The sequence below is a fragment of the Pigmentiphaga sp. NML080357 genome, assembly GCF_002188465.1.
In the GTDB taxonomy this organism is placed as follows: Bacteria; Pseudomonadota; Gammaproteobacteria; order Burkholderiales; family Burkholderiaceae_B; genus Pigmentiphaga.
The window spans coordinates 1-22743 of sequence record NZ_NINW01000058.1 but is presented as its reverse complement, the minus strand read 5'-3'; the positions used below and the strand labels follow the sequence as shown (position 1 = coordinate 22743).

The 22743-nt window shown below is 63.7% G+C and carries 24 protein-coding genes and 1 tRNA gene; 15 read left to right on the top strand and 10 right to left on the bottom strand.

Annotated features, from left to right (window positions below; all coding sequences use genetic code 11):
* Nucleotides 1-15 precede the first annotated feature (15 nt).
* The 3 genes from CDO44_RS26330 to CDO44_RS26320 all read left to right on the top strand — a co-directional run bounded on the left by CDO44_RS26330 (nt 16) and on the right by CDO44_RS26320 (nt 1357).
* Nucleotides 16-192 (top strand): DUF1328 family protein, encoded by a 177-nt coding sequence (locus CDO44_RS26330; RefSeq protein ID WP_087783244.1) that lies wholly within the window; start codon nt 16-18, stop codon nt 190-192.
* A gap of 89 nt (nt 193-281) precedes the next feature.
* A tRNA-Ser gene (locus tag CDO44_RS26325) sits at nt 282-372 on the top strand.
* A gap of 343 nt (nt 373-715) precedes the next feature.
* Nucleotides 716-1357 carry a hypothetical protein gene (locus tag CDO44_RS26320; protein WP_144389601.1) on the top strand — a complete coding sequence of 214 codons (642 nt, stop codon included), beginning with the start codon at nt 716-718 and terminating at the stop codon, nt 1355-1357.
* A gap of 142 nt (nt 1358-1499) precedes the next feature.
* Here CDO44_RS26320 and CDO44_RS26315 read toward each other — a convergent pair whose 3' ends face one another.
* From CDO44_RS26315 to CDO44_RS26305, 3 genes are all read right to left on the bottom strand, one after another.
* Nucleotides 1500-2000, bottom strand: coding sequence for a hypothetical protein (locus CDO44_RS26315; RefSeq protein ID WP_087783242.1), 501 nt, complete (start codon nt 1998-2000; stop codon nt 1500-1502).
* Nucleotides 2001-2048: 48 nt separating this feature from the next.
* Nucleotides 2049-2507 (bottom strand): hemerythrin domain-containing protein, encoded by a 459-nt coding sequence (locus CDO44_RS26310; RefSeq protein WP_087783241.1) that lies wholly within the window; start codon nt 2505-2507, stop codon nt 2049-2051.
* Between the two features lie 116 nt (nt 2508-2623).
* The gene (locus CDO44_RS26305) at nt 2624-3517 is read right to left on the bottom strand and encodes a LysR family transcriptional regulator (protein ID WP_087783240.1); all 894 of its coding nucleotides are present in this window, start codon (nt 3515-3517) and stop codon (nt 2624-2626) included.
* Nucleotides 3518-3622: 105 nt separating this feature from the next.
* Here CDO44_RS26305 and CDO44_RS26300 point away from each other — a divergent pair, with 105 nt between their 5' ends.
* The 3 genes from CDO44_RS26300 to gtdA are packed head-to-tail and all read left to right on the top strand — an operon-like array spanning nt 3623 to nt 6714.
* The gene (locus CDO44_RS26300) at nt 3623-4480 is read left to right on the top strand and encodes a fumarylacetoacetate hydrolase family protein (RefSeq protein WP_087783239.1); all 858 of its coding nucleotides are present in this window, start codon (nt 3623-3625) and stop codon (nt 4478-4480) included.
* A gap of 15 nt (nt 4481-4495) precedes the next feature.
* The gene (locus tag CDO44_RS26295; protein ID WP_087783238.1) at nt 4496-5683 is read left to right on the top strand and encodes a 3-hydroxybenzoate 6-monooxygenase; all 1188 of its coding nucleotides are present in this window, start codon (nt 4496-4498) and stop codon (nt 5681-5683) included.
* A complete protein-coding gene (gtdA, locus tag CDO44_RS26290; protein ID WP_087783237.1) occupies nt 5680-6714 on the top strand; it encodes a gentisate 1,2-dioxygenase in 1035 nt (344 codons plus the stop codon). The genes CDO44_RS26295 and gtdA overlap by 4 nt, the downstream gene beginning before the upstream one ends.
* Before the next feature lie 48 nt (nt 6715-6762).
* Here the strand turns inward: gtdA and CDO44_RS26285 are convergent, their stop codons facing one another.
* Entirely contained in the window at nt 6763-7752 is a 990-nt protein-coding gene (locus CDO44_RS26285) for a tripartite tricarboxylate transporter substrate binding protein (protein WP_087783236.1), read from the bottom strand.
* A gap of 321 nt (nt 7753-8073) precedes the next feature.
* On the opposite strand from CDO44_RS26285, the gene CDO44_RS26280 reads away from it, so the two are divergent.
* On the top strand, nt 8074-9387 hold the full coding sequence (locus CDO44_RS26280) for an MFS transporter (protein WP_087783235.1): 1314 nt from the start codon (nt 8074-8076) through the stop codon (nt 9385-9387).
* 31 nt (nt 9388-9418) lie between these two features.
* Here CDO44_RS26280 and CDO44_RS26275 read toward each other — a convergent pair whose 3' ends face one another.
* From CDO44_RS26275 to CDO44_RS28440, 4 genes are all read right to left on the bottom strand, one after another.
* Complete coding sequence (locus tag CDO44_RS26275) at nt 9419-10297, bottom strand: tripartite tricarboxylate transporter substrate binding protein (RefSeq protein WP_233146375.1); 879 nt, start codon at nt 10295-10297, stop codon at nt 9419-9421.
* A gap of 106 nt (nt 10298-10403) precedes the next feature.
* Nucleotides 10404-11249 (bottom strand): alpha/beta fold hydrolase, encoded by an 846-nt coding sequence (locus CDO44_RS26270; protein WP_087783233.1) that lies wholly within the window; start codon nt 11247-11249, stop codon nt 10404-10406.
* A gap of 4 nt (nt 11250-11253) precedes the next feature.
* Nucleotides 11254-12288 carry an LLM class flavin-dependent oxidoreductase gene (locus tag CDO44_RS26265; RefSeq protein WP_087783232.1) on the bottom strand — a complete coding sequence of 345 codons (1035 nt, stop codon included), beginning with the start codon at nt 12286-12288 and terminating at the stop codon, nt 11254-11256.
* A gap of 176 nt (nt 12289-12464) precedes the next feature.
* Nucleotides 12465-12620 (bottom strand): flavin reductase family protein, encoded by a 156-nt coding sequence (locus CDO44_RS28440; RefSeq protein ID WP_299452255.1) that lies wholly within the window; start codon nt 12618-12620, stop codon nt 12465-12467.
* Between the two features lie 173 nt (nt 12621-12793).
* Here CDO44_RS28440 and CDO44_RS26255 point away from each other — a divergent pair, with 173 nt between their 5' ends.
* On the top strand, nt 12794-13606 hold the full coding sequence (locus tag CDO44_RS26255) for an IclR family transcriptional regulator (protein WP_087783230.1): 813 nt from the start codon (nt 12794-12796) through the stop codon (nt 13604-13606).
* An 84-nt stretch (nt 13607-13690) separates the two neighbouring features.
* Here CDO44_RS26255 and CDO44_RS26250 read toward each other — a convergent pair whose 3' ends face one another.
* Nucleotides 13691-14011, bottom strand: coding sequence for a DUF4148 domain-containing protein (locus CDO44_RS26250; RefSeq protein WP_087783229.1), 321 nt, complete (start codon nt 14009-14011; stop codon nt 13691-13693).
* Nucleotides 14012-14155: 144 nt separating this feature from the next.
* Nucleotides 14156-15412: a GGDEF domain-containing protein gene (locus CDO44_RS26245; RefSeq protein ID WP_087783228.1), complete on the bottom strand. Its 1257-nt coding sequence runs from the start codon at nt 15410-15412 to the stop codon at nt 14156-14158.
* A gap of 191 nt (nt 15413-15603) precedes the next feature.
* On the opposite strand from CDO44_RS26245, the gene CDO44_RS26240 reads away from it, so the two are divergent.
* The 7 genes from CDO44_RS26240 (at nt 15604) to nadC (ending at nt 22399) form a co-directional block, all read left to right on the top strand.
* Nucleotides 15604-16308, top strand: coding sequence for a riboflavin synthase subunit alpha (locus CDO44_RS26240; RefSeq protein WP_087783227.1), 705 nt, complete (start codon nt 15604-15606; stop codon nt 16306-16308).
* A gap of 120 nt (nt 16309-16428) precedes the next feature.
* Nucleotides 16429-17079: a TetR/AcrR family transcriptional regulator gene (locus CDO44_RS26235; RefSeq protein ID WP_087783352.1), complete on the top strand. Its 651-nt coding sequence runs from the start codon at nt 16429-16431 to the stop codon at nt 17077-17079.
* Nucleotides 17070-18221: an acyl-CoA dehydrogenase family protein gene (locus CDO44_RS26230; protein WP_087783226.1), complete on the top strand. Its 1152-nt coding sequence runs from the start codon at nt 17070-17072 to the stop codon at nt 18219-18221. The genes CDO44_RS26235 and CDO44_RS26230 overlap by 10 nt, the downstream gene beginning before the upstream one ends.
* Before the next feature lie 21 nt (nt 18222-18242).
* Nucleotides 18243-19757, top strand: a complete 1515-nt coding sequence (locus CDO44_RS26225) for a 3-hydroxyacyl-CoA dehydrogenase (RefSeq protein ID WP_087783225.1) — start codon at nt 18243-18245, stop codon at nt 19755-19757.
* 93 nt (nt 19758-19850) lie between these two features.
* On the top strand, nt 19851-20072 hold the full coding sequence (locus CDO44_RS26220) for a hypothetical protein (RefSeq protein WP_087783224.1): 222 nt from the start codon (nt 19851-19853) through the stop codon (nt 20070-20072).
* A 429-nt stretch (nt 20073-20501) separates the two neighbouring features.
* Nucleotides 20502-21404: a hypothetical protein gene (locus tag CDO44_RS26215; RefSeq protein WP_233146374.1), complete on the top strand. Its 903-nt coding sequence runs from the start codon at nt 20502-20504 to the stop codon at nt 21402-21404.
* A gap of 113 nt (nt 21405-21517) precedes the next feature.
* The gene (gene nadC / locus CDO44_RS26210) at nt 21518-22399 is read left to right on the top strand and encodes a carboxylating nicotinate-nucleotide diphosphorylase (RefSeq protein ID WP_087783223.1); all 882 of its coding nucleotides are present in this window, start codon (nt 21518-21520) and stop codon (nt 22397-22399) included.
* The last annotated feature ends 344 nt before the right edge of the window (nt 22400-22743 follow it).

Sequence of the window (22743 nt, the reverse complement as noted above, 5' to 3'; positions counted from 1 at the left end):
CGGGAGGAGCTAGCCATGCTGAAGTGGGCATTGATATTTTTCGTCATTTCGATCATTGCGGCGCTGTTCGGATTCACCGGCATCGCCGCGGGCGCGGCCGCCATCGCCAAGTTCCTGTTCTTCTTGTTCCTCATCCTTTTCGTGATCTTCCTGGTCTTGGGGCTGACGGTATACAAAAAGATCACGGATTAGCCTTGCGGAGACAAACCACCCTGTTTCGTGCTATAGTTTAGGGCTGTTGTCTGGTTCGCCACGACCCAGGCAAGCGCCCTAAGGTGCACGGAGAGGTGGCAGAGTGGTCGAATGTACCTGACTCGAAATCAGGCGTACGGTTTCCCCGTACCGTGGGTTCGAATCCCACCCTCTCCGCCAGTTTTACTAAAAAAATCAGGCAATTACGCCGCCCGGCCAGGCGGCGTTTTTGTTTCCACTGCCATTGATCTGGCCTGCCGTGGACGAGACGTGACCACGTTTGCGTGCGTGGCCAGGTAACTCTCTCGCGAGATGGGCATACTTCCGCACCATCTCTATCGTCTCCCACCCTCCGCTTCCTTCAGCCTCACCAGGGGGAGTTCCAGCATCCACGCGCCAGCTCGCCCGCGTGTGGCGCCGGCCGTGCACCCTGAAGTCCTCGCCCCCCGCCTGCCGTCGAGGATCGCTCAGCCCATCCGGCGCTGAGCAGGATGGGGTGTTCCCTCATGACAGGGCACCGACCATGAAATACGATCCCCGCCGGGGGTGGCGTATGGATCGTTTCATTATCGGCATGGCCTATGTCGTCGGGGGAGCGGCGCTGGTCGCCGTTTGGTCGGCTGTGTTTGGGTGGCATAGGGAAGCGGCAAACACCGCGGCTGCCTGGATTCAGGCCGTTGGCTCCATTGCTGCAATATATTGGGCCGGAAGAATAGCTCGTCAGCAAACTGAAGCGCGACGGAAGCAGGCCGCTGAAGAACGCGTGATGCAACTTCGCGCCGCAGGGGAAATGATTGATGTTTTCCATGGAGCTATTTGCAAGGCGGTCGACGCAATAGAGGGCGAGGAGTCGCTAGCTAATCGCATTCATGAAGCTCATCTCAGGGTGCGGCCCATGCGTGTTGCAGAAGAAACGATGATGCGCATTCCTTTTCATGAGCTTCCGTATGCAGTGATTGCCCGTCCGGCGTTGAATTTTCTTCATAGGTTGCAACAGTCGCTTCAGTTCTTAGAGGCGATTTCTCAACTGAACGAGGGCGACGAACGAGAAGGTCTTGTGCTCGGGGGCGCCCTCGATGGCATGAAAAAGGCACGCGACAAGGCGGGCGAGGATGTGCAGAAAATCCACGCGCAAGTAGCGACCTACCGAGGCGGTTCGAGGTAAACGTAGGGCGAGTGGCGCACACTCCATCGGTCGGCACGACCTGCGCGGCGCTTGTGGCCTGAATGAGCAGTCGTACCGTTCCGGTGATTGTGGCGGTGGCGAAACCCCAACAACCTAGGGGAAGGGGTCAGGTGGATGATGGTTACGGTTTAACTATCCTGGGCTCATACCCGGCCGGAAAGCAGCCTAGCTCTTTTGCTCTCGCGATGCCCACCCGTCCGCATTCACCCATGACATAGCGCTCATACAGGAGTTGCTGAGGAGGAGCGGTGGGGCCTAGGCTGATTCCGATCGGGGTGATGGTCGCGCGTTTGCACGTCCCTGGGTTTTTGGTCTCGAAGGCGACGTCTTTGCAGAGGCTGAGGGTTTTCTTTCGCGTTGCCCAATACTCGTCGTGCTCCCTCTGGGATTCCTTCAACAAGGCTTCCCGTTCCGCTCCTGCCTTTGCCCATAAATCGCGCAGCTGTTGGTCGGAGAATTTCTTGGCCTGGTGCTTGAGGATGACCTGCTGGTACTCCGGGTCGTAAACAGGCGCGGAGTCGGTGGAGGCTGCACTGGAGAGATTAGAACCTGCAAGCAACACCGCACAGATGGCGTCTCGGCATAGGCGCGCAGCGCCCCGCCTCGACGATTTTCGAACCATTGTGTTTTCCATGGATTTCTAAGGTATGGCGTTGAGGCCAGCCAAGGCTCACCCCCTCAGCACGACCTTCATCCGTTCATAATCCTTGTTGTACTGTCGGGCGAGGCGGGATTTTTGGGTTTCGGTCAGGATCTTCCCCGAGACTTGGAAAAACTTTCTTTCTTCCTCCTTCAGGTGATGATGAACCTCTTCGGACAATTTCTTGGCGGCGGCGAGCCACTCTCCGCCGGTTGCTTCCGCCTTGCCTAGTTTTTCGACGAGCTCATCGATTTCGTGGTGCTCGGCCAATGCATGGCGCGATGAGTTGAGCCCCATGTCATCCATCAAGATCGGAGCGTACAAATAGCGCTCTTCGGCAGCCGCATGGGCGGCGAGTTCGATCTTGAGTTCGGCGTAGATTTCCTGTCGCTTCCCGCCTTGCGGTGATGCACGGAGCAAGCGTCGGCAAAGCTTGCGTTGGATGTCATGGCTGACACGAAGGGCTTCGTAGATGTTGTCCGTGTCCATCTTCGCTCCTGGGGTTGGCGGGAGTGCCATGGACAGGCTACTGGATCGCGGCACGGTTGGGCAAGCGCGAGGGAGGCTGTCTCCAGGCGGTCACATCGACGGCCGGACTCGCGCCATCAATTCCTGAACAGATCCACCACTACCGACCGCAGCCAGCGGCACCCGGCATCCCGGTGATAGCGGTCGTGCCAGTATTGGCGCACGAGGTAGGAGGGCAAAGCAATGGGCACTTCCAGGAACTTGATCGTGCCGTGCGCGGCGATGATCTGGGCAAGGTGGACGGGGGCGAGGGCGATGAAGTCGGTCTTGGCAATGATCTCTTCCAGGCCCAGGAAGGAAGGGACCCATAGCGCAATCTGGCGGGTGACGCCGGCTTCCTCAATGGCTTTGTCCAGCATCCAATGCGCGGTGCCGGATGTTATGACGGCCACGTGCTTTTCGTTGACGAATTGTTCGCGCGTGAGTTTGTTCCGGATGCGCGGATGTCCGCTGCGCATCAGGCAAACGTAATGCTCGCTGAACAGTTTCTGCTGGTGGAAGCCTGCCTGCATGTTGAGCGTAAAGCCCATGGCCAGCGACGCTTCGCCTGTTTCGAGTTTCCGCGGGGTGTCGTCGTCCAGGTCCCTGACTTCGATGCGAATGTTGGGGGCAACCTGGCTGAGGCGGTTGAGCAATTTCGGCAGCACCACCATTTGACCGGTATTGGTCATGCAGATCCTGAACGTCCGGTCGGACGTGGCCGGGTCGAACTCCGGCTCTTGGCCTGCAGTCCCGTTGAATAACGCGAGTGCTGCCTGGACGGCAGGAACCAGTGCGGCGGCGCGCGGCGTGGGTTGCATGCCGTTGGACGTGCGCACGAACAGCGGGTCGCGGAAGTGCTGGCGCAGCCTCCCCAGGCGGATGCTGACGGAGGGTTGGCTCAGGCCTAGTGCGACGGCGGTGGCGGATACGGCCCCGGTCTTCGCGAGTTCGTCCAGGAGCGCCAAGTCTTTTAGGTCTAGTTTGCTCATGGCCAATATTTGTATTTATTAATGGACTATATATGGCACTGATAATTGACGCAATATCATGCCAACCCTAAAGTGCCCGTACTTCACGCACTCTGGGAGACATCGATGCAATTGTGCCGTTTCAACGAAGGCCGACTGGGAATCGTCCAAGGCGGTCAGGTCAAGGACGTGACCGAAGCTTTGGACGTACTTCCGGCATATCGCTACCCGCTTCCGTGTTTTGACCCGCTGATTGCGAACTTGAAGGAGGTTGTGGCGAGGGCGACGGAGCTGTTGCCGGCCGCGAAGACGCTCGCGCTGGAGGAGGTCTCTTTGCTGGCGCCGGTCGCAAGCCCAGGGAAAATCATTGCGGCGCCGGTCAATTATCTGAAGCACCTGGCCGAAGCCCGGGAGGATGCGGAGATCCACCACCGCAACCAGGTGGGCGAAATCCAGCGGGTGGGCGTGTTCTTAAAGGCGACGAGCTCCCTGGTCGGCCAGTCTGAGGGGGTCGCGCTCAAGCACCTGAACCGCCGTAACGATCACGAGGCCGAAGTGGTCGTGGTGATCGGAAAGAAAGGGCGGGACATTCCGGCCGCTCGCGCGTACGAGTACGTCGCTGGCTATTGCGTCGGGCTCGACATGACCACGCGTGGGCCGGAGGAGCGCAGCTTCCGCAAGTCCATCGATACCTATTCCGTGCTGGGGCCGTGGCTGACGACTGCGGACGCGGTGTCTTCGCCCGGCGAGCTGGGGTTCCGCCTCACGGTGAACGGCGAGCTTCGCCAGCAGGCCAACACCCGCGACCTGGTGTTGGGCATACCGGAATTGATCGAGATGGCATCGTCGTTCTATACGTTGCATCCCGGAGACTTGATCTACACGGGTACGCCTGAGGGTGTCGGGCCGGTGCACCCGGGCGACGTCATCGACGTGTCGGTCGACGGCCTGGGCGGCATGCGGGTGCAGGTCCGTGCGGCATAAGTGGAGGGAGGAGACATGAGCAATAGCAGACAGCCGTTGTTGGTGGTGGGCGGCGGTATTGGCGGTTTGGCGTCGGCGTTGGCGCTCTCTCAGCGGGGCCGCGAGGTGCACGTATTCGAGCAGGCTGCCGAGTTCAAGGAAATCGGCGCAGGCATACAGCTGGGGCCGAACGCGTTTTACACCTTCGATGAGCTGGGTGTGACCGAAGCAGTCAATGAGCTTGCGGCCTTCCCCGACGACATCATCGCAATGGATGCCGTTTCCGGTGAGCGGGTGGTGCACCTGCCAGTGAGCGAGCTTTTCCCGCGGCGGTTCGGCAAGCCGTACGGACTGATTCACCGTGCGGACCTGCACCGCGTCCTGTTGGACGCCTGCCGGGAGACGGGCCGGGTCCACCTGCATGCCGCGACGCAAATCGTCGGCTTCGGGGACAACCGTGGGTCGGTGCGCGTGACGACGGCCAGCGGCGAGGCGTACGAGGGCGACGGCTTGATCGGCGCCGACGGGCTCTGGTCGACCGTCCGAGAATCCATCGTGGGAGACGGCAAGCCCCGGGTGTCCGGCCACATCGCCTACCGCGCCGTGCTCCGCACTGAGGACGTGCCTCTCGAGAACCGGCTGAACGCCATGGTCTTGTGGATGGGGCCCAAGTACCACTTGGTGCATTACCCGCTGCGCGGCGGCAAGCTGTTCAACTTGGTGGCGGTCTTCCATAGCGATCGTTATGAAGACGGGTGGGATACCTATGGCGATCCCGAAGAGCTGCACTTGAGGTTCCAGGGGGCGCATCCCCACGTCCTGAACATGCTCGCCAAGATCGAGTCGTGGCGCATGTGGGTGTTGTGCGACCGGGAGCCGGTCAACCATTGGAGTCAAGGACGCACCACTTTGTTGGGCGATGCTGCGCATCCCATGCTGCAGTACTTGGCCCAGGGCGCATGTATGGCGATGGAAGACGCCGTGTGCCTCGCCAAGCGGGTGGCAGCGCAGCCGGACGACTTGCCGCGGGCTTTCCTCGAATACCAGCAGGCGCGTTATTTGCGCACGACCCGCGTGCAGTTGACGGCCCGCCTGTATGGCCATGCTTATCACGCGGCCGGGGCAACGCGGGACCTGCGCAACGCATTCCTGAAGTCGCGAACGATTGAACAGACCGCCGACAGCATGGCGTGGATGTACGACCGGAAGGAAATCCCGCAATGAATGAAGCTTCCAAGAGCCAGCGCCAGGCTTTCTACGAATTGATCGATGGCAGCAGTTGCACGCCGCTCTGGGAGGTCTTGCACGCGTTGGTGCCGAAGACGCCGGCCACGCCGTGCGTGCCGCATCTCTGGAGCTGGGACGCCATGTGGCCTTTCCTCCAGCGCTCGGGCGAACTGATTAGCGCCGAAGAAGCCGAGCGGCGCGTCTTGGTGCTGGAAAATCCGGGGCTGCGGGGGCAATCCCGGATCACGCACAGCCTGTACGCCGGGTTGCAACTGATCCTTCCCGGCGAAGTCGCTCCGCCGCACCGTCACTCCCAGTCGGCAATGCGGTTCATCATGCACGGGCATGGCGCCTATACCGCCGTGGACGGGCGGCGGATCTCGATGTCGGAAGGCGATTTCATCATTACGCCTTCCTGGTCTTTCCACGAGCATGGCAATCCGTCGGATTCGCCCGTCGTCTGGCTCGACGGCCTGGACGTTCCCATCGTCGAGCTGTTCGATGCGCAGTTTCGCGAAGATGGCGACGAGGCGCCGCGGTCCGACCCCAGCGCCGATGGGACGGTGAATCTGGCCGAGTTCGGCGTGTCCATGAAGCCGGTGGAGTACCGGCCGGCCACGAAAACGTCGCCCTTGTGGTGGTTTCCCTATGATCGAAGCCGGGAAGCCGTGGAAAAACTCTCCCGCACGCGCGCACCACATCCTTGCTGGGGACACAAGATGCAGTACGTCAATCCCGCTACCGGAGGATGGCCCATGCCCACCATGGGCACGTTCCTGCAGTACTTGCCGGCGGGTTTCGAGGGCCGGCCGTACCGGTCGACCGATGCGACGGTCTACGCCGTGCGCGAGGGGCGCGGGGTGTGCGAGATTGCGGGAAAGACCTTGAGATTCGGGCCCAAGGACATTTTCGTGTGTCCCTCCTGGATGCCGTATTCGTTGCGGGCCGAGAGCGAAGTCGTATTGTTCAGCTTTTCGGATCGTCCCGCGCAGCAAAGCCTGGACATCTGGCGGGAACAGCTGAGCTGACGTCAGGGGAGTTGAAACGGGCCGCGATGCGGCCCGTTTTCCTATGCGTCAGTCGAGACGGATGTTCGCCTTCTCGATCGACTGGCGGTACACGTCGAACTTGTTCTTGACCTCGCTCTTGATTTCGGCGGGTGTCCACGGGGTAGGCTCGAACGCGAAGGTCGCAAAGCGCGCCTGGATCGCTGGGTCGCCCAGCACCTTGTTGATGTCGGCATTGATCTTGTCAACGATGCTTTGCGGCGTGCCTTTGGGCGCGAGTATGGCGGCGAACGAGCTCACTTCGAGTCCTGCCGGGCCGCCGCTTTCGGAGACTGTGGGAACGTCAGGAAACTGTGAGATGCGCTTGGGCGCAGCCACCGCGAGATATCGTATCTTGCCTGCCTGGTAGGCACCCTGGCTCGATGCCAGGGTTGCGAAGCTCCAGGCTACGTCCCCGTTGCCGACCGATGCGAAGAGTTGGGGTGTTTCTTTATAAGGCACGTGCAACATCTTGACCTGGGTGGCCGATTCCAGGGCCACGCCGCCCAGGTGGCCCGGGCTGCCTATGCCCCACGATCCATAGGTCACCGAGCCCGGTTCCCGGCGCGCCGCGGCGATCAGGTCTGCGACGCTGCGCCACGGGCTGCCGGATGCGGTCGAGACCATGAAGAAGGTTCTGAAAAGGCCGGCGGTGTATTCGAATATCGCGTCGGGGTCGTAATTGCGCTGTTTGTAGAGCAAGGGCAGGGCGGCCAGCTGTTCGCTGTCGAGCTGCAGCAACGTATGGCCGTCAGGTGCAGCACGGCGAAAACCATCGATGGCGATGAAACCTGCCCCGCCGGGCCTGTTCTCGACGACGACGCGTTGGCCCCACATGCCGCCCAGCTTTTCGGCAACCAGGCGCAGCACGGTATCCGGTCCGCTGCCGACCGAGAATGAGCTGATCATGGTGACGGGGCGGTTGGGGTAGGCCTGCTGAGCCGCTACGGGCGCGGCCAGTAAAACGGCGGCGGCCGCCCAAAGGCGGCGATGGGTCAAGCTGGGGGAAGGGCGATGCATGTGGGGTCTCCGTCTACTCTAGTCATATGTGGACGCGTTGCACGAATACGAAAAAACGTTCGGGTCAAGGCTTGTCGGGGTCTCCTGATGTGGATTGCTAGGGGTGCCCCGCACGATAGGGAGTCGGTTCGAATAGCGCAATGCAATGGGGAAAATACTGTTTATTGAAAAAGCAAATGTGTTCGCGACACGCCCTGGCTTCGCTCCGTCTGCGCCCATCATCGGCCTCGGCAGCACGGCCTTTTCGGGCGGGGCGCCAGAGGTTGCCGAGACGGGGAGCGCCGGCAGGATCGGGTATTCTTTGCCGAAGGGCGCCCACCCATGCGCGTCCGGAACTACAAGAACTTCGGAACGAGAGGGGATCTGGCCGTGCGTCGCATAGGCAATTGGTATTTCGGTTGGACCATCGTGGCTGCAGCGACGGTGATGACTTTGTTGACGGTCGGCATGCGCATGAGCATCGGGCCCTTTTTCCTACCCATCATCGACGACCTCGGATTCAGCCGGAGCATGTTGGCGGGGATCGTGGCGGTGGGCATGCTCTGTTATGGCTTGGCCATGCCGCTCGCCGGCTATTTGGTCGGCACGCGCGGGACGCGTTTCGTATTGCTGCTCGGGATGGCAGTCGTGGTGTTGTCCACCCTCGCGACCGTTTGGGTGCGCGATCCTCTGGCGTTTTTCCTGGCTTTCGGGGTGGGGCAGTCGTTGGGGTTGGGGTTGACCAGCCCGGTCGCGCTCACGCCCATACTGACCCGCTGGTTCACGCGCCAGCGCGGCATGGCGCTATTTTTCCTTTCCACCGGGTCGATGGCTGGCATCGCCCTGATGACGCCGGTTTTCACTTCGCTGATCGCATGGTTGGGCTGGCGCGCGGCCCTAGTGGCGTACGCGGGGGCGTTTGCGTTGTTTACCTTGCCTGCTGCGTTGTTCGTATTCCGCGACAATGCACCCGCCCATGCCGACCTGCGCCCCGAAGACGTCGCGGCGCGCACGGCGGCGGCATCGCACGCCACCCAGGCGGCGCCCGCCCTGCGGGTCGCCGACGCGGTGCGTACGGCGCCGTTCTGGCAGGTGGCGATCGGATTGTTCGCTTGTGGCTTCAGCATGAATCTGCTTGGTTCGCACGGCGTGCCCATGCTGATGGATCATGGTTTCGACGCGATGACGAGCTCACTGGGCATAGGGCTCATCGGCGCAGTGGCCATGTTCAGTACTCTGGTGTTGGGGCGCTTGGCCGACGTGCTGCCGCGGCGGGATCTGCTCGCCACGATTTATCTCGTGCGGGGCTTGGGATTTTTTGCATTGGTGATGGTCGGCGCGCATTGGGAACTGTACGCAGCGTCGACCATCGGCGGGATCGTCTGGGCGGGCAGCATTGCGCTGTCGTCGGCCATCCTCGCCGACATATATGGCGTGCGCCTAGTCGGGGTGTTGTACGGGCTGACCTACCTGGGCCATCAAGTCGGCGGCATGATCAGTTCGTGGCTGGGTGGCTGGGGCTACGAAACCTTCGGGACGCACTGGATTTCGTTCGGTGCCGCAGGTGCGTTGCTCGTTGCGGCGGCGGCGATGTCGATGCGCTTGCCGCGGCGCGCTACCCCGATGGTTCGCAGCGCCCCGGCAGCGGGAGGGTGAGGCGGCCCGCCGCCGGTCGGCAAGCGTGTCGTCAATTGACCGAGATTTTAAATTCCTTGATCAGTTTTTCCCATTCGACGGCCTCGCGCTTCATCGATTCGCCGAACGCTTCGGAGCTTTCGAACGTGGGTTCCAACCCCTGGTCGCGCAGCCATTTGGTGACATCGGGTTCGCGCAGGATGGACTGGATGTCCGTCCGGATTTTGTCGATGACCGGCTTGGGTGTACCCGCGGGGGCGAGGACGCCGAACCAGCCTCCCGCGCGCAGGCGCGGAAAGCCCAGCTCCAGGAAGGTCGGCACGTCCGGCAATACGCGCGAGCGCTTGGGTGCCAGCACGGCGAGCGCCCGGACACGGCCCTCTCGGATGTGCGGAATGGCTGTTCCCACCGAGTTGAAGCTCGCCTCCACGTGCCCGCCGATCATGTCCGAGAGCGACAGCGCTTCTCCCTTGTAGGGAACCGGCAAGACGTCGATGCCTGCGCCTTGGCCGAGGATGAGGCTATAGAAATGGAAGCTGGAGCCCGTGCCGAAGTTGCCGATCCCCAGTGGCCGCCCTCGTTTTTTCACCCCCTCGATCATTTCTTGGAGCGTTTTGTACGGGGAGTCCGAGCGCACTACCAACGTCGTTTCTGTATCGACGAGCTGCACGACCGGTGCAAAGTCGGTGATGGGGTCGTACGGCGTTTCGGGGTAAAGCAGTTTCACCATCCCGTGCGACACGAAAGTCGAGAGCAGCGTGTAGCCGTCCGGTGCCGCGCGCGCCACGATTTCGGCGCCGATCCGGGTCGTCCCGCCCGGCCGGTTTTCGACGACGACGGGTTGTTTCCATTTCTTGTTCAGTTGCTCGGCCAGCAACCGGGTGATGCGGTCGGGACTGCTTCCGGGCGGGCCGGGCAGGATAATGCGCACGGGCTTTTCGGGCCAGGACTGGGCGATAGCGGCAGGGCTGACGGCCATGGCGAAGGCCCAGGCCAAGTGAAGCAGGCGCGGTTTCATCGGTAGTCTCCGTGTCGTTCTAAGTTTGTTGGAAGAAGTCGGCAAGGTGTTGGTTAAAGCGCGCCGGTGCTTCGAGCTTGAGGATATGGCCGCAGCCGTCCAGCGTTTTCAGTTCGGCTTCTTGCATGGCGTCGCAGAGCGGCCCGGCATGTTCGGAGACCGGAGCGACGGTGTCGTGCGTGCCGGCCAGGATTAAGGCGGGAGCGCTGACCGACGCCGCCAGGGCGATGCCGTCGCAGTCGAATAGCATGCGGGTGGCTTGGGCCAGGCCGTCAGGATGAACGGCTTCTCCTAATTGGGAGAAACGCTCGATCACCAGCGCGTCGGGATCTGGGCCGAGGAATCGCGCCGCACGCGTCTGGGGCGCAACGGCGCGTGCGGCCGGATCGAGCCGGGCGGCAATGCGCGCGGCTTTTTCGGCGGGCTCAAGATGGCTGTAGCCGCGAGTCGGCGCAGACAGTACGACGGACCGTACCCGCTGCGGATGGCTCGCCGCATACGCATTGGCGATCAGCGAGCCCCATGAGCTTCCTACTAGGTGCACTGGCGCAAGGCGGAGCGCGTCCAGCAAGGCATGAAGGGATTGCACGTAGTCGTCCACCCTGGGCGAGGCGGCCGCAGGCGGCGTGCTGCCGCCGAAGCCCGGCGCATTCCAGGCGACGACTTTCCAGCGGGCCGAGAGCCCGGCTAGCGGCGCACGGTAGCCAGCCGAACTCGAGCCTATGCCGTGCAGCAGGACGATGGCGTCGTCGCCCCGGCCCGCTTCCCGGTATTCGATGAGCTCGCCGGTAGGCAGGCGGATTTGCTGCAGCGGTGGCAGGGGCGCTTCGAGCAGGGCGCGGTCTTGTGAGCTGAGGGTGGGCATGGTGTCAGGCTTGCGTGGAGGTGGGTTCGGGTTCGGTCAGCGCAGGCAAAATGTGTTCGGCAAAGAGCTGGGTGGATCGTAGAGATTCTTCCCGGGTCAGGTCCCCGAAGGCCATGCGGCAGACGAAGTAATTGACACCCGTTTCCTCCGCGGCGGCGGCTATCCATCGCCGCACGGTCTCGGGGGACCCGGCAATGCCCAAGCCCGCACGTTGGGCATCGTCGAAATTGTCGGGGAAAGAGAGCGTTTGGGGCCGGGTACCGTGTTTGACCCACAAGTGCATGAGGTGTGCATACCAACGCTGATAGGCGCGCCGCGCAGTTTCGAGTGCTTCGCCATCGGTGTCGGCCACGACGATGTGACGGCTCACGCCCAGGTAAGGGATGGTTTCGGGTGGGTGGCCCAGTGCCTCCCAGTGCACCCGATATTGATCGGTGATCGCACGAACCTGCGCCGGCATCCCATTGCACACGATGTTGACGGCATTTTCCGCCGTCCATTGGGTGGCGCCCGGCGTGCCGGCGCCGTACCAGATGGGCGGGGTGGGGCGCTGCACGCACTGCATTTCCACCGGCACGTCCCGTAGGTCGAAATACTTGCCCTGGAAGTTCACCGTGGCCTGGGTGAGCCCTTGCATGATGATCTGGAATGACTCGTGATAAATACCCTGTGCGTGGGCCGGGTCGACGCCGTAGTAGCCAAGTTCATAGGGCGATATTCCCCGTCCGAAACCTACCTCCAGGCGGCCGCCGCTCATCTGGTCGAGCATGCAGATTTCTTCCATGACCCGCAGCGGGTGATGCATGCCCAGGGTATAGACCAGTGGCCCAAAGCGCAATCGGCGCGTACGCTGCGCGACTGCCGACAGGTACACGCTCGGCGACGGAGCGATGCCCAGAGGCGTGGAATGGTGTTCCGCCACGTGATAGGCGTAAAACCCGGCGCGGTCGTAGGCCTCGACCAGAGCGAGCCTATCTTCATATTGCTGGGCCAGCGTGACCGTGCTGCGGTCCATGTGATCGAACACTGCGAATTTCATGCATTTCCCTGGGTGATGGCCGCGCGCGGGGGCAGCGGTCGTGACGAATGTTCGTGATGCGGTCAGGCGGCACTGAATGCGCCGCTCTCTTCAGGGGCGGCGGCGGGCGCAGCGAAGGCCTAGGCCACGCTTGCCTGGTCGTGACGCAAGTCATTTACGCCGAAACCGCCCGCCAGCTAGATGTGGCCATGGGCGCGGACTTGCTTGTTGACGCAGGCGAGTAACTGCGGCGGCTCTGCGCTCACGCTGCACACTGCCGTGGCGGTCAACCCCCGGCGTTCTCTGTCATATGAGGTGCTGGCGATGGCGACGGCGGACGGGATGCGGCGCATGGCGGCCTTGAACGTGTTCGCGCTGGGCGGCATGCCTTGTCTCCAGAATTCAATATAATTGAATCATTTGATAATGTTTAATTGATGATAGGTGGGCCCGCAAAGGCTTGTCAAACCGGCTATGCAATACGCTGGGCGTTTTCTGTGTCGGCCTCTTATCGGTTCTTGAATTCATGGCATCCAATCAGGCAGGCATTCTCACTCCGCCCGCCTCGGGCCCGCGCGGCATCCAGTCCATCGAGATCGGTTACCGGATCCTGGTGGCGATCCAGATGGGCCCCGGGGCGGTGGCGCTGAAGGACATCGCCGCCCGGGCCGGTGTGGCGCCTAGCGCAGCCCATAACTATCTCGTCAGCTTCGTGCGAACCGGGATGGTCAAGAGCGATGGCCGAGGCTTGTACAGGCTGGGACCCAGCCTGGCGGCGCTTGGCATGACGGCAGCGCGAGATGTCGACCATTTCGAGCTAGTCCGCGTGGCGGCCGTGGAGTTGGCCGAAGAAACCGGGCTGGGCGTGGCCGTGGTCATTTGGAGTAACGGGCCCGTCATCCTGATCAATCAAGCGGCGGTGAGGGGGCGCATTTTCGACCTGCGCAACGGGCCGGTAGAAATGTTGCACACGGCTGCCGGCCATGTCTTCGCGGCGTACCTGCCTGCATCGGCGGTATTGCCGGTCCTGGTCCGGGAGCTGGAAACCGACGGCCTAGCCGTGACGCAGGCCGAGGCCCAGGCCAGGCTGGGGCGCATACGCCGGGCGGTGATCGATAGAGGATATTCGGTGGTCGAGCTGCGTACTTTGCCTACCTATGTTGCGGTGAGCGTGCCGATATGGAACACGCACGGCGAGGTGGCGTACGGGTTGACCATTACGGCCCCGATGTCGATGCTGGACACGAGTCCAGGCAGCGCCCAGATCCGCGCGCTGCGGGAGAAGGGACGCGAATTGTCGAGATTGCTCGGGGCGCCTGCGGAGCGTTGGGCCGGCTAGCGGCAAAGCGCGCGAGCGCCGCCGCCACTTTCCGGCCCGGTTGCGGGACGTATCGGCCGCGGCGACGAAACTCGCACGATAGTCTTACAGGTTGTGGGGATACTCGAGCGGGCCGTCGACGCGATGGGCGGTGCGGTATTCCTCGAGTTCGCGTAGTACTTGCGCGCGGCTGACGGGCGCCCCCGAGGACTGGATGACCCGCTCGGGGTAGCCGTCGTCGGCGTAGACGATTCCGCCATTGGCCCGGGCTTGCTCCAGTTCGGCACGGACTTGATCGCGCGTCAGTTCGTACGTCGTGGAGATGGGCGGGGGCGGAAAGTCGTTCCCGATCTCGTTCTGGTCCGCATGCGCGACGGCACCCAGCAGGAAAGACGAAATCAACGCGGTGTAGGCAATGGTCTTCATGGCATTCTCTCCAAAGTGTTTGAAACGGGGCGATTGGGGGTCAACCGCCGTGCTTTGAAGATAGGTGCGCAAGAATCCCTTTAAATACTCCAAAACTTGAAATGACTTTCTTGTTTTGGTGAACAATCGATATTTGCCTGGGCGTTACAAGGTGAGGGCTTCGGGGGATCGCTCGTCCTCCGCGAGCGCGCTGCAGGTTTTTTCCGGTGTGCTTTCCGCCGCGATCCGGTTCTTTCCCTGCCGTTTGGCTTCGTAAAGCTTCCTGTCGGCGCGGGCGAACAGGTCGTAGAGCGGTTCCTTCATGCGGGACTGGGCGATGCCGAAGCTCGCCGTCAGGGTGAACGTGCCGCGGGGAGTCATCACCCGCGTCTGCGCAAGAAGCATGCGCATCCGGTCGGCAGCCTGGGCGGCGCTGGTGCTGGAGGCGCCCGACATCAAGACCGCGAACTCGTCTCCCCCGAGGCGCCAGGCCAGGTCGCCGTGACGGACGCACTGGCGAATGATGCGTCCCACCTCGGCCAGCGCGGCGTCGCCGGCCATGTGCCCGTATGAGTCGTTGATCTGCTTGAAATGATCCAGGTCGAGCAGGATGAGCGCCGAGGGCCGGGCCGCATCGCGCTGTACGTCGCTATAGCCGGACTCCTCGAAGTTGCGGCGGTTCAGCAACAGCGTCTGGGGGTCGGTGATCCGTTCACGCTTGAGCGAGGTCACCACGTCAGCCCATGCCGCGGCCAGCTGCGTGCCGCCGAGCAAGACCAGCATGCCCAGTGATGCCAACATCGTGTCGGGGGATTGGGCGAGGCCGGCGCCGGGGAATACGCCTCCCGCCGTCCGCGCGGTCAGGGCGGTCCCGAGCAGGTGTCCCGCGATAAGGACCAAAAGGCCCCAATGGGCGATACGGTCTTCCAGGCCGGCAGGGCGCGTCGCGCTCAACCGCATCCAGGCCAGGAGCAACAGCGAACCGGTGCCCATGCCCAGCGTGTAGGCAAGGGCCGCGGCGTCTCGTTCGACGAGGTCGAAATAGGCCAGGAGCGCAAACAAGCCGATGCCGAGCGCGGTCAGCGGCGCGGCGTCGGTTTGCGCCTCGCCGCGCGCCAACATGCCCCGGGTGAGCGCGAGCACGCTTGCCACGTAGAGGGTGGCCGCGGCGAGGCGCAGCGGAAAAACAGGCGCCTGGGGTGCTGCCAGCAATGCCGCGCCGGCATACAGGCCGAACGCCAGGGCGTACAGTAGGAGGTAGCGGCGCGAGCGCGCGTGATTCCAGATGCAAAGCGCAAAGCCGGCGAACAGCAACGCGGCCGCCGCATGACCGAATACTATGAGTTGATCGACGGTGAACGGAGCGGGTAATTTCATCTTCGCACTCCTGAGCCCTGGTGCGAGGGGCTCTTCTGGGACCATGGCGTCATCATAGGTACGCCGGCCATGTCGGCAAATGCCTGACGGATAGTTGTTCACATTTGGTGCCCCCGCATCGGGAACGGCGTCTCCCGCGGGGCGGCCACTCGTGGACGGCGCGGCGGCGCGTTAAAGTCTCGTCTGTGATTAATCGCGAGGATGGGGTCGCCGTCCTCGAGCGCTAGAGGGATATCGTGTTTACCGGAATCGTCCAGGGCACCGCCAAGATCATCGCCATTGAAGACCGTGAGGGCTTGCGCACGTTCACGCTCGAATTTCCCCCGGGGTTCTGCGAGGACCTGGCCATTGGCGCCAGCGTGTCGGTGGATGGTGTGTGCCTGACGGTAACCGGCATTGCCAGCCCCACCGTCGCTTCGTTCGACGTCATCCTCCAGAGCCTGAACGTCACCACCTTGTCGGAATATGGCGTGGGCGCGCGGGTCAACGTGGAGCGGGCGGCCAAGGATGGCGCCGAGATCGGAGGGCACCCGCTGTCCGGTCACATCGATTTTTCCACTTCCATCCTGGAGAGCCGCTCCTCCGACACCAACCGTGTCCTGCGCATCGCGATTCCCGAGCCTTTCCGCAAGTACGTTTTTGCCAAGGGGTACATCGCCATCAATGGCGCCAGCCTGACGGTTTCCGAGGTCAATCGGGCCGAGGGCTGGTTCGAGGTCTGGCTGATTCCCGAAACGCGTCGCGTCACCACCTTTGAAGAGAAGACGGTCGGGGACCGGCTGAACGTCGAAATCGAGCGCAGCACGCAGGTCGTGGTGGACACGGTACGCGAAACGGTCCAGGAAAGCCTCGGGCGTCTCGTGCCGGTGCTCGAGGCACTGTTGAAAGAGAAGGGGATGACGCTGGAGGATTTCCTGCCAGCGCCCAAGGCTTCGGATTGAGCCGCCTGCCGTCCCGCCATGCGAGCGGGGCGGAACCGGGAGCGCGGGCTTGGCATGGGCGCATGCTGCGGTTATTATTTACCGAACGATCGGTAAATAAATAGCGCGGGCCCAGCCATGATGACGACGGCATCCTCTCCCAAAAAGCGCCGCCCCGGACGCCCGCCGGTGGTGGCCGACGCGCGCGAGCGCATCTTGCTCGAGGCTTCCAAGCTCTTCGCGCAAAGCGGGTATGAGAACAGCTCCATTCATGAGCTCGCTGCCGCCATCGGGATGACCAAACCGGCCATCTACCACTATTTCGCAACCAAGCAGGACATCTACGACGCCATCATCCTGCGTACGCTGGAGGGCTTGATCGCAGAAGTCTTTCCCGCGGTACAGGCGGAAACCTCCGCCGTGGACAAACTGCGGGTATTCATGACTGTTCACGCCGCGTATCTCGAGCGCAATTATTGGAGCTTCGTCGCCATGCTGGTGGGATTCAGCGGCATGAGCCCGAGCTACCGGGACGATGCCGCGCGCTTGCGCGACGCCTACGAACGGCTCTTGCGCCAGATCCTGGAGCAGGGGGCGAAGGAAGGCGTGTTCCGTGCGGGTCAGGTGGCGACCTCGGGCCGCGCCGTGCTGTCGCTGCTCAACTGGATGGCGCGCTGGTTCAAGCCCGGCCACGGCAGCACGGCCGAACAGATCGCTCTCGACTACTTCGAACTTCTATCCGCCGGCCTGTGCATCAAGCCGGACACTTCACGGGGACAACCATGTCGTTAGACGCCGATACTTTGCAAATGCTCATCGATGCCACGCGCACCTTCGTTGCCGAGCGCCTCGTTCCGCTGGAGGCCGAAGTTGCCGAAACCGGCATGATCCCGCCGCAGGTGCGGGAGGAGATGCGCGCGCTGGGCCTGTTCGGCCTGTCCATCGCCCCCGAATACGGCGGCCTGGGCCTGAACATGGAAGAGGAGGTGCTGATCGCGATGGAGCTGGGCCGTACCTCCCCGGCGTTCCGTTCCCTGGCGGGAACGAACATCGGCATAGGCTCGCAAGCCATCGTGCTGGCGGGCACGGACGAGCAGCGCAAGAACTACCTGCCCAGGCTGGCCAGCGGCGAGCTGATCGGATCCTTCGCGCTGACCGAGCCGGATGCCGGATCCGACGCGCTGTCGCTGCGCACCTCGGCGCGGCGCGATGGCGAGCACTACGTCCTCAACGGCACCAAGCGCTTCATTACCAACGCCCCCATCGCCGGCCTCTACACGGTCATGGCGCGTACCGGCGAAGGGCGCGGCGCCGGCGCGATTTCGTGCTTCCTGGTAGAGGCGGGCACGCCCGGCATCACGCTCGGCAAGCCCGACCGCAAGATGGGCCAGGCGGGTTCGCTGACTTGCGATATCGTGTTCGACGATTGCCGGGTGCCGGCCAGCGCCTTGCTGGGCGGCGAGGAGGGCAACGGCTTTCGCACTGCGATGCGGGTGCTGGACAAGGGCCGCTTGCACATCGCCGCCGTCTGCGTAGGCATGGCCGAACGCCTCATCGCCGAGTCGGTCCGCTATGCTACGGAACGCAAGCAGTTCGGACAGCCCATCGCCGACTTCCAGCTCATCCAGGCCATGATCGCCGACAGCCAGACCGAAGCCTACGCCGCCCGCACCATGGTGCTGGACGCGGCGCGCAAGCGCGATCGAGGCGAGCCGACCACGCTGGAAGCGTCGTGCTGCAAGCTGTTCGCCACCGAAATGGTGGGGCGGGTGGCCGATCGTGCCGTGCAGATCCACGGCGGTTCGGGCTACATCGCCGAGTATGCTGTCGAACGTTTCTACCGCGACGTGCGCTTGTTCAGGCTGTACGAGGGCACGTCGCAAATCCAGCAACTCGTCATCGCGCGCGAGACCATCAAGGCGCATACGGCCTGACGGCCGGGAAGGGAGACATAGATGAAGCAAATCAACAACGTGGGCATCGTCGGGGCGGGCGCCATGGGGCGCGGCATCGCGCAGATCGCCGCCCAGGCGGGGCTGCGCGTGTACCTGTACGACACCGCGCAGGCCGCGCTCGCCTCGGCGCGCGACACGTTGCAGCAGACCTGGGACAAGTTGGTGCAGAAGGGCAAGCTGGAGGCTTCCCAGGCCGGTGCGGCGCTCGAGGCGCTGGTGCTGTGCGAAGACCTGGCGCAACTGCGCGAGTGCGACCTGGTGATCGAGGCCATCGTCGAGCGGCTCGACGTCAAGCAGAACCTCTTCCGCCAACTGGAGGACATCGTCGCCGCCGATTGCATCCTGGCCTCGAACACCTCCTCGCTGTCCATTACGGCGATCGCCTCCGCGTGCGGGCGGCCGTCGCGCGTGGCGGGCTACCACTTCTTCAATCCCGTTCCGCTGATGAAGGTGGTCGAGGTCATCGACGGCCTGCGCAGCGATCCGGCTGCCGGCGATGCGCTGGCGGACCTGGCGCGCCGCATGGGCCATACGCCGGTACGCGCCAAGGACATGCCCGGCTTCATCGTCAATCATGCCGGTCGCGGCCTGAATACCGAAGGGCTGCGCGTCCTGCAGGAAGGCGTGGCGAGCTGCGCCCAGGTGGACGCCATCATGACGGAACAGGCCGGTTTCCGGATGGGGCCGTTCGAGCTGATGGACCTGACCGGGCTGGACGTCTCCCATCCCGTCATGGAGTCGATCTACCGGCAGTTCTTCGACGAGCCGCGCTTTCGCCCCTCGCCTTTGACCTCGGTGCGCCTGGCCGGCGGCCTGCTCGGACGCAAGACGGGGCAGGGGTTTTATGCCTATGTCGACGGCAAGAAGCAGGTAGAGCCCGAAACGCCGCCGCCCAAGGTGGCCGAGCTGCCGGAAGTCTGGGTGTCGCCGGCGCGGCCCGAGGCCAGGGCGGTCGTCGTCGAGTTGCTGCTCGGCATGGGGGCGCGCGTCCAGGACGGCGCCCAGCCCGGCGAGGACGCCTTGATCGTGGTGACCCCTTGCGGCGAGGATGCCACTACCGCCGCGTGCGACCAGGGGGTCGACGCCCGGCGGACCATCGCGGTGGATACGCTGCACGGGTTGCCCGCCGGCCGCCGGCGCACCCTGATGGCGACGCCGCTGACCGAGCCCCGGTGGCGCGATGCGGCTGCCGCCCAGTTCGCTGCCGATGGCGCGCCGGTCACGATGATCCAGGATTCGCCCGGTTTCGTTGCGCAGCGCATCGTCGCCACCATCGTCAACATCGCATGCGAGATCGCCCAGCAGGGCATCGCGACGCCGGAGGACATCGACCGCGCCGTCACGCTCGGCCTGGGCTATCCCAAGGGGCCCCTCGCCCTGGGCGACGCGCTGGGCGCGGCCCGTATTGTCGAGATCCTGCGCAATATCGTTCGCGTGACGGGCGACATGCGCTATCGGCCCAGCCTGTGGCTGCAGCGGCGGGCCCAGCTGGGGATGTCGCTGCTCGCGCGCTAGGGCAGGCATCCGCCCCATGACGCGACGGCGGATTGCCCGCGCAGGGGCTTGCGCGGATCTTCTACAATGCGGCGCTGTTTGATGGAGGATGCAATGGGACTTTTCATGGACCCGCGGCGGCAGCCCGACGACACGCGCCGCAGCTACAACCGCCGCCGCGCGCCGTGGCTGGTGCTGGTGGCCCTCGGCTGCAGCATCTATGTGCTGTCCCGGGGCTATCCGAGCTACAGCGGTTGGCTGGCGATGATGGTGACCTGGCTGGCTGCCATCATGTCCATCATGTCGGCCGACTGGAGCGACTTGCGCAGGAAATAACGGCCGGCTGCCGCGGCGGGAGCGATCCTGCTCAATCCCGGCGCGCGGGCCGGCGGGCACTCAGAGCCGGCTGTTCGCTTTTGCCACGGCTTTCGGCCCGGTTCGGAGCGCTTCGGGCGGAAAGCGGCAAGTTGCGCTGGCTGGCCGGTGGCAGCATGACGGGTTCCGGAAGGTTGGGACGGACAGGAGGGGGTTTGGATGCGATGGTCATTTTCGTCTCCGCGATGAGAGAGGCAGCGGGTGTAAGCGTCGACGGTCGCAAGTATCGTTCCCGGACGGCTGCAACGCGGAGTTCCTCCGCCTCCTTCTTATATGAGAGCATGTCGTCGTCATCTGTCCTATGTATCATTTGATCCTGCTCATCCGCGTGGTGCTTTTTTCCATCCCTTGCTTCCCGCGTCCTTGACTGCAGCTGTTCAACATCCCTTGATGGCGGATCTGGTCGCGGTCCTCGTGGCCGCCACCGATGCCGAACCGCTGGTCCTGACGACCCACGACGGGCGCATGCTGCCGTCCGGGCCTTTCGAGTCGGGGCATCGCTCGCTGCAGGCGGGCCTGCGTGCCTGGGTCGAAGAACAGACCCACCATCCGCTCGGTTACGTCGAGCAGCTCTATACCTTTGCCGACCGCGACCGCACCGAGCAGAACACCGAGCAGCGGGTAATCTCCATCAGCTATCTCGCCTTGACCCGCCAGGGGCCGGTGTCGGGAGCGGACGCCGCGTGGCACGGCTGGTATCGCTATTTCCCGTGGGAAGACCGGCGCGCACCGTCCGCCGAACTGGACCAGCTCATCGCGGCGGCGCTGCGCGACTGGACCCAGTCCGCGCCCGACAAGGCCCAGAAGCGCGTACGCCAGCAACGCGCCGAAGTCTGCTTCGGCCTGGGCGACCGCCCCTGGAACGAAGAGCTGGTCCTGCAGCGCTACGAGTTGCTGTTCGAGGCGGGGCTGGTGCACGAGGCCATTCGCCGTACCGGCAGGGCCGGCCTGCCGCAACTGGGGCAGCCCATGCGGCACGACCACCGGCGTATCCTCGCCACCGGCATCGCCCGGTTGCGCGCCAAGATCAAATACCGGCCGGTGGTGTTCGAGCTGATGCCGCCGGCATTCACATTGCTGCAATTGCAGCAGGCCGTCGAGGCGCTGGCCGGCCGCTCGTTGCACAAACAGAATTTCCGCCGCTTCATCGAGCAGCAGCAATTGGTAGAGGAAACGGGGGCCCTGTCCACCGAGACGCCGGGCCGGCCGGCCAAGCTGTTCCGCTTCCGCGGCGACGTGCTGCTGGAACGGGCCCTGAGCGGCAGCAAACTGCCTCTCGCGCGCGGCAATTAGCCATCCATTCCGTCCCGAAATGCGGTTCCCGGACTATTGACAGTCCTTATGCTCATATCTAGCATAAGGAGGACGGCTAAAGCCGCCATTTTTTTCAACGGAAAATACTCAAAATGAGCATAAATATCCCGGGTCAGGAGTGGGACATCGCGCCGCTCCCGCAAGTCATGATCGAGCCGCTGGTGCGGGCCACCTTGCTGGAAGACCTCGGCCGCGCGGGCGACCTGACCACGAACGCCATCGTGCCGGCCGGGCACCGGGGCAGGACAGCGCTGGTGGCGCGGCAGCCGGGCGTCGTCGCCGGCATGGACCTGGTGCGCGCGGCGTTCCGGCTGATCGATCCGGAGATCCGTGTGGATGTTCGCAAGCCGGACGGCAGCCGCATCCGGCCGGGAGACGTCATTGCCATGGTGGAGGGAAATTCGCGCGCCATGCTCACGGCGGAACGCACGGCGCTCAATTTCCTGTGCCATATGAGCGGTATCGCTTCCTCGACGGCAGCGGTGGTGGACGCCATTGGCGATGCCCGGGCCCGCGTGGTGTGCACGCGCAAGACCATGCCTGGCTTGCGCGTCATACAGAAGTACGCGGTCCGGGTGGGCGGCGGCTCCAATCATCGGTTCGGCCTGGACGACGCGGTCCTGATCAAGGACAACCACGTGGCGATCGCCGGCAGTGTCGCCCAGGCCGTGCGGCGGGCGCGCGCGGGAGTGGGCCACCTCGTGAAGATCGAGCTGGAGGTCGACACGCTCGAACAATTGGACGAGGCGCTCGAACTGAAAGTGGATGCCATCCTGCTCGACAACATGAGCGTGGAAACCATGACCGAGGCCGTGCGGCGCGTGGACGGCCGGGCGGTGACCGAGGCATCGGGCCGCATCACGCCGCAGACCGCGCCTGCCGTGGCAAAGACTGGCGTGGACCTGATCTCCATAGGATGGCTCACGCACAGCGTGGGCGTGCTCGATATCGGGCTGGACCACGCGCCGGCCTGAGGCACGGCGCGCAAGGACCGGTGTCCCGAAAGGCTGCCCGGTCTTTGCATCGCTCCCAGGGGGCCGTTTGCACCCGAGAGAAAAACCGTGCTATAGTCTCTTTCTCGACGCGAACAACGCAACGCAAGCAGCGTGGCGGTGGACGGGTCGGGTGAGATGGGAAGCTTGGCAGGCAGTTACGCAAGAGCGGATGCGGCAGGCGGTTCATCAAGAGAAGGGGTTCGCGGCGTGCGGGTTGCGCGGCGGATCTGGCAGGTCGGTGGCAAGCAAGCAGCGCGCGACACGATTTGACAGAGATAAAAAACTCCTTCATAATCTCGTTTCTCTGCTGATGACGCAGCGCC

Bases quoted from the DNA above. Each gene is read 5' to 3' on its own strand.
- CDO44_RS26270 (WP_087783233.1), bottom strand. From the start codon at position 11,249: ATGCCCACCCTCAGCTCACAAGACCGCGCCCTGCTCGAAGCGCCCCTG.
- CDO44_RS26315 (WP_087783242.1), bottom strand. From the start codon at position 2,000: ATGGTTCGAAAATCGTCGAGGCGGGGCGCTGCGCGCCTATGCCGAGAC.
- CDO44_RS26225 (WP_087783225.1), top strand. From the start codon at position 18,243: ATGAAGCAAATCAACAACGTGGGCATCGTCGGGGCGGGCGCCATGGGG.
- CDO44_RS26235 (WP_087783352.1), top strand. From the start codon at position 16,429: ATGACGACGGCATCCTCTCCCAAAAAGCGCCGCCCCGGACGCCCGCCG.
- CDO44_RS26245 (WP_087783228.1), bottom strand. From the start codon at position 15,412: ATGGTCCCAGAAGAGCCCCTCGCACCAGGGCTCAGGAGTGCGAAGATG.
- CDO44_RS26220 (WP_087783224.1), top strand. From the start codon at position 19,851: ATGGGACTTTTCATGGACCCGCGGCGGCAGCCCGACGACACGCGCCGC.
- CDO44_RS26320 (WP_144389601.1), top strand. From the start codon at position 716: ATGAAATACGATCCCCGCCGGGGGTGGCGTATGGATCGTTTCATTATC.
- CDO44_RS26215 (WP_233146374.1), top strand. From the start codon at position 20,502: ATGGCGGATCTGGTCGCGGTCCTCGTGGCCGCCACCGATGCCGAACCG.
- CDO44_RS26310 (WP_087783241.1), bottom strand. From the start codon at position 2,507: ATGGACACGGACAACATCTACGAAGCCCTTCGTGTCAGCCATGACATC.
- CDO44_RS26305 (WP_087783240.1), bottom strand. From the start codon at position 3,517: ATGAGCAAACTAGACCTAAAAGACTTGGCGCTCCTGGACGAACTCGCG.
- CDO44_RS26285 (WP_087783236.1), bottom strand. From the start codon at position 7,752: ATGCATCGCCCTTCCCCCAGCTTGACCCATCGCCGCCTTTGGGCGGCC.
- CDO44_RS26295 (WP_087783238.1), top strand. From the start codon at position 4,496: ATGAGCAATAGCAGACAGCCGTTGTTGGTGGTGGGCGGCGGTATTGGC.
- CDO44_RS26230 (WP_087783226.1), top strand. From the start codon at position 17,070: ATGTCGTTAGACGCCGATACTTTGCAAATGCTCATCGATGCCACGCGC.
- nadC (WP_087783223.1), top strand. From the start codon at position 21,518: ATGAGCATAAATATCCCGGGTCAGGAGTGGGACATCGCGCCGCTCCCG.
- CDO44_RS26330 (WP_087783244.1), top strand. From the start codon at position 16: ATGCTGAAGTGGGCATTGATATTTTTCGTCATTTCGATCATTGCGGCG.
- CDO44_RS26265 (WP_087783232.1), bottom strand. From the start codon at position 12,288: ATGAAATTCGCAGTGTTCGATCACATGGACCGCAGCACGGTCACGCTG.
- CDO44_RS26300 (WP_087783239.1), top strand. From the start codon at position 3,623: ATGCAATTGTGCCGTTTCAACGAAGGCCGACTGGGAATCGTCCAAGGC.
- CDO44_RS28440 (WP_299452255.1), bottom strand. From the start codon at position 12,620: ATGCGCCGCATCCCGTCCGCCGTCGCCATCGCCAGCACCTCATATGAC.
- CDO44_RS26255 (WP_087783230.1), top strand. From the start codon at position 12,794: ATGGCATCCAATCAGGCAGGCATTCTCACTCCGCCCGCCTCGGGCCCG.
- CDO44_RS26280 (WP_087783235.1), top strand. From the start codon at position 8,074: ATGCGCGTCCGGAACTACAAGAACTTCGGAACGAGAGGGGATCTGGCC.
- CDO44_RS26250 (WP_087783229.1), bottom strand. From the start codon at position 14,011: ATGAAGACCATTGCCTACACCGCGTTGATTTCGTCTTTCCTGCTGGGT.
- gtdA (WP_087783237.1), top strand. From the start codon at position 5,680: ATGAATGAAGCTTCCAAGAGCCAGCGCCAGGCTTTCTACGAATTGATC.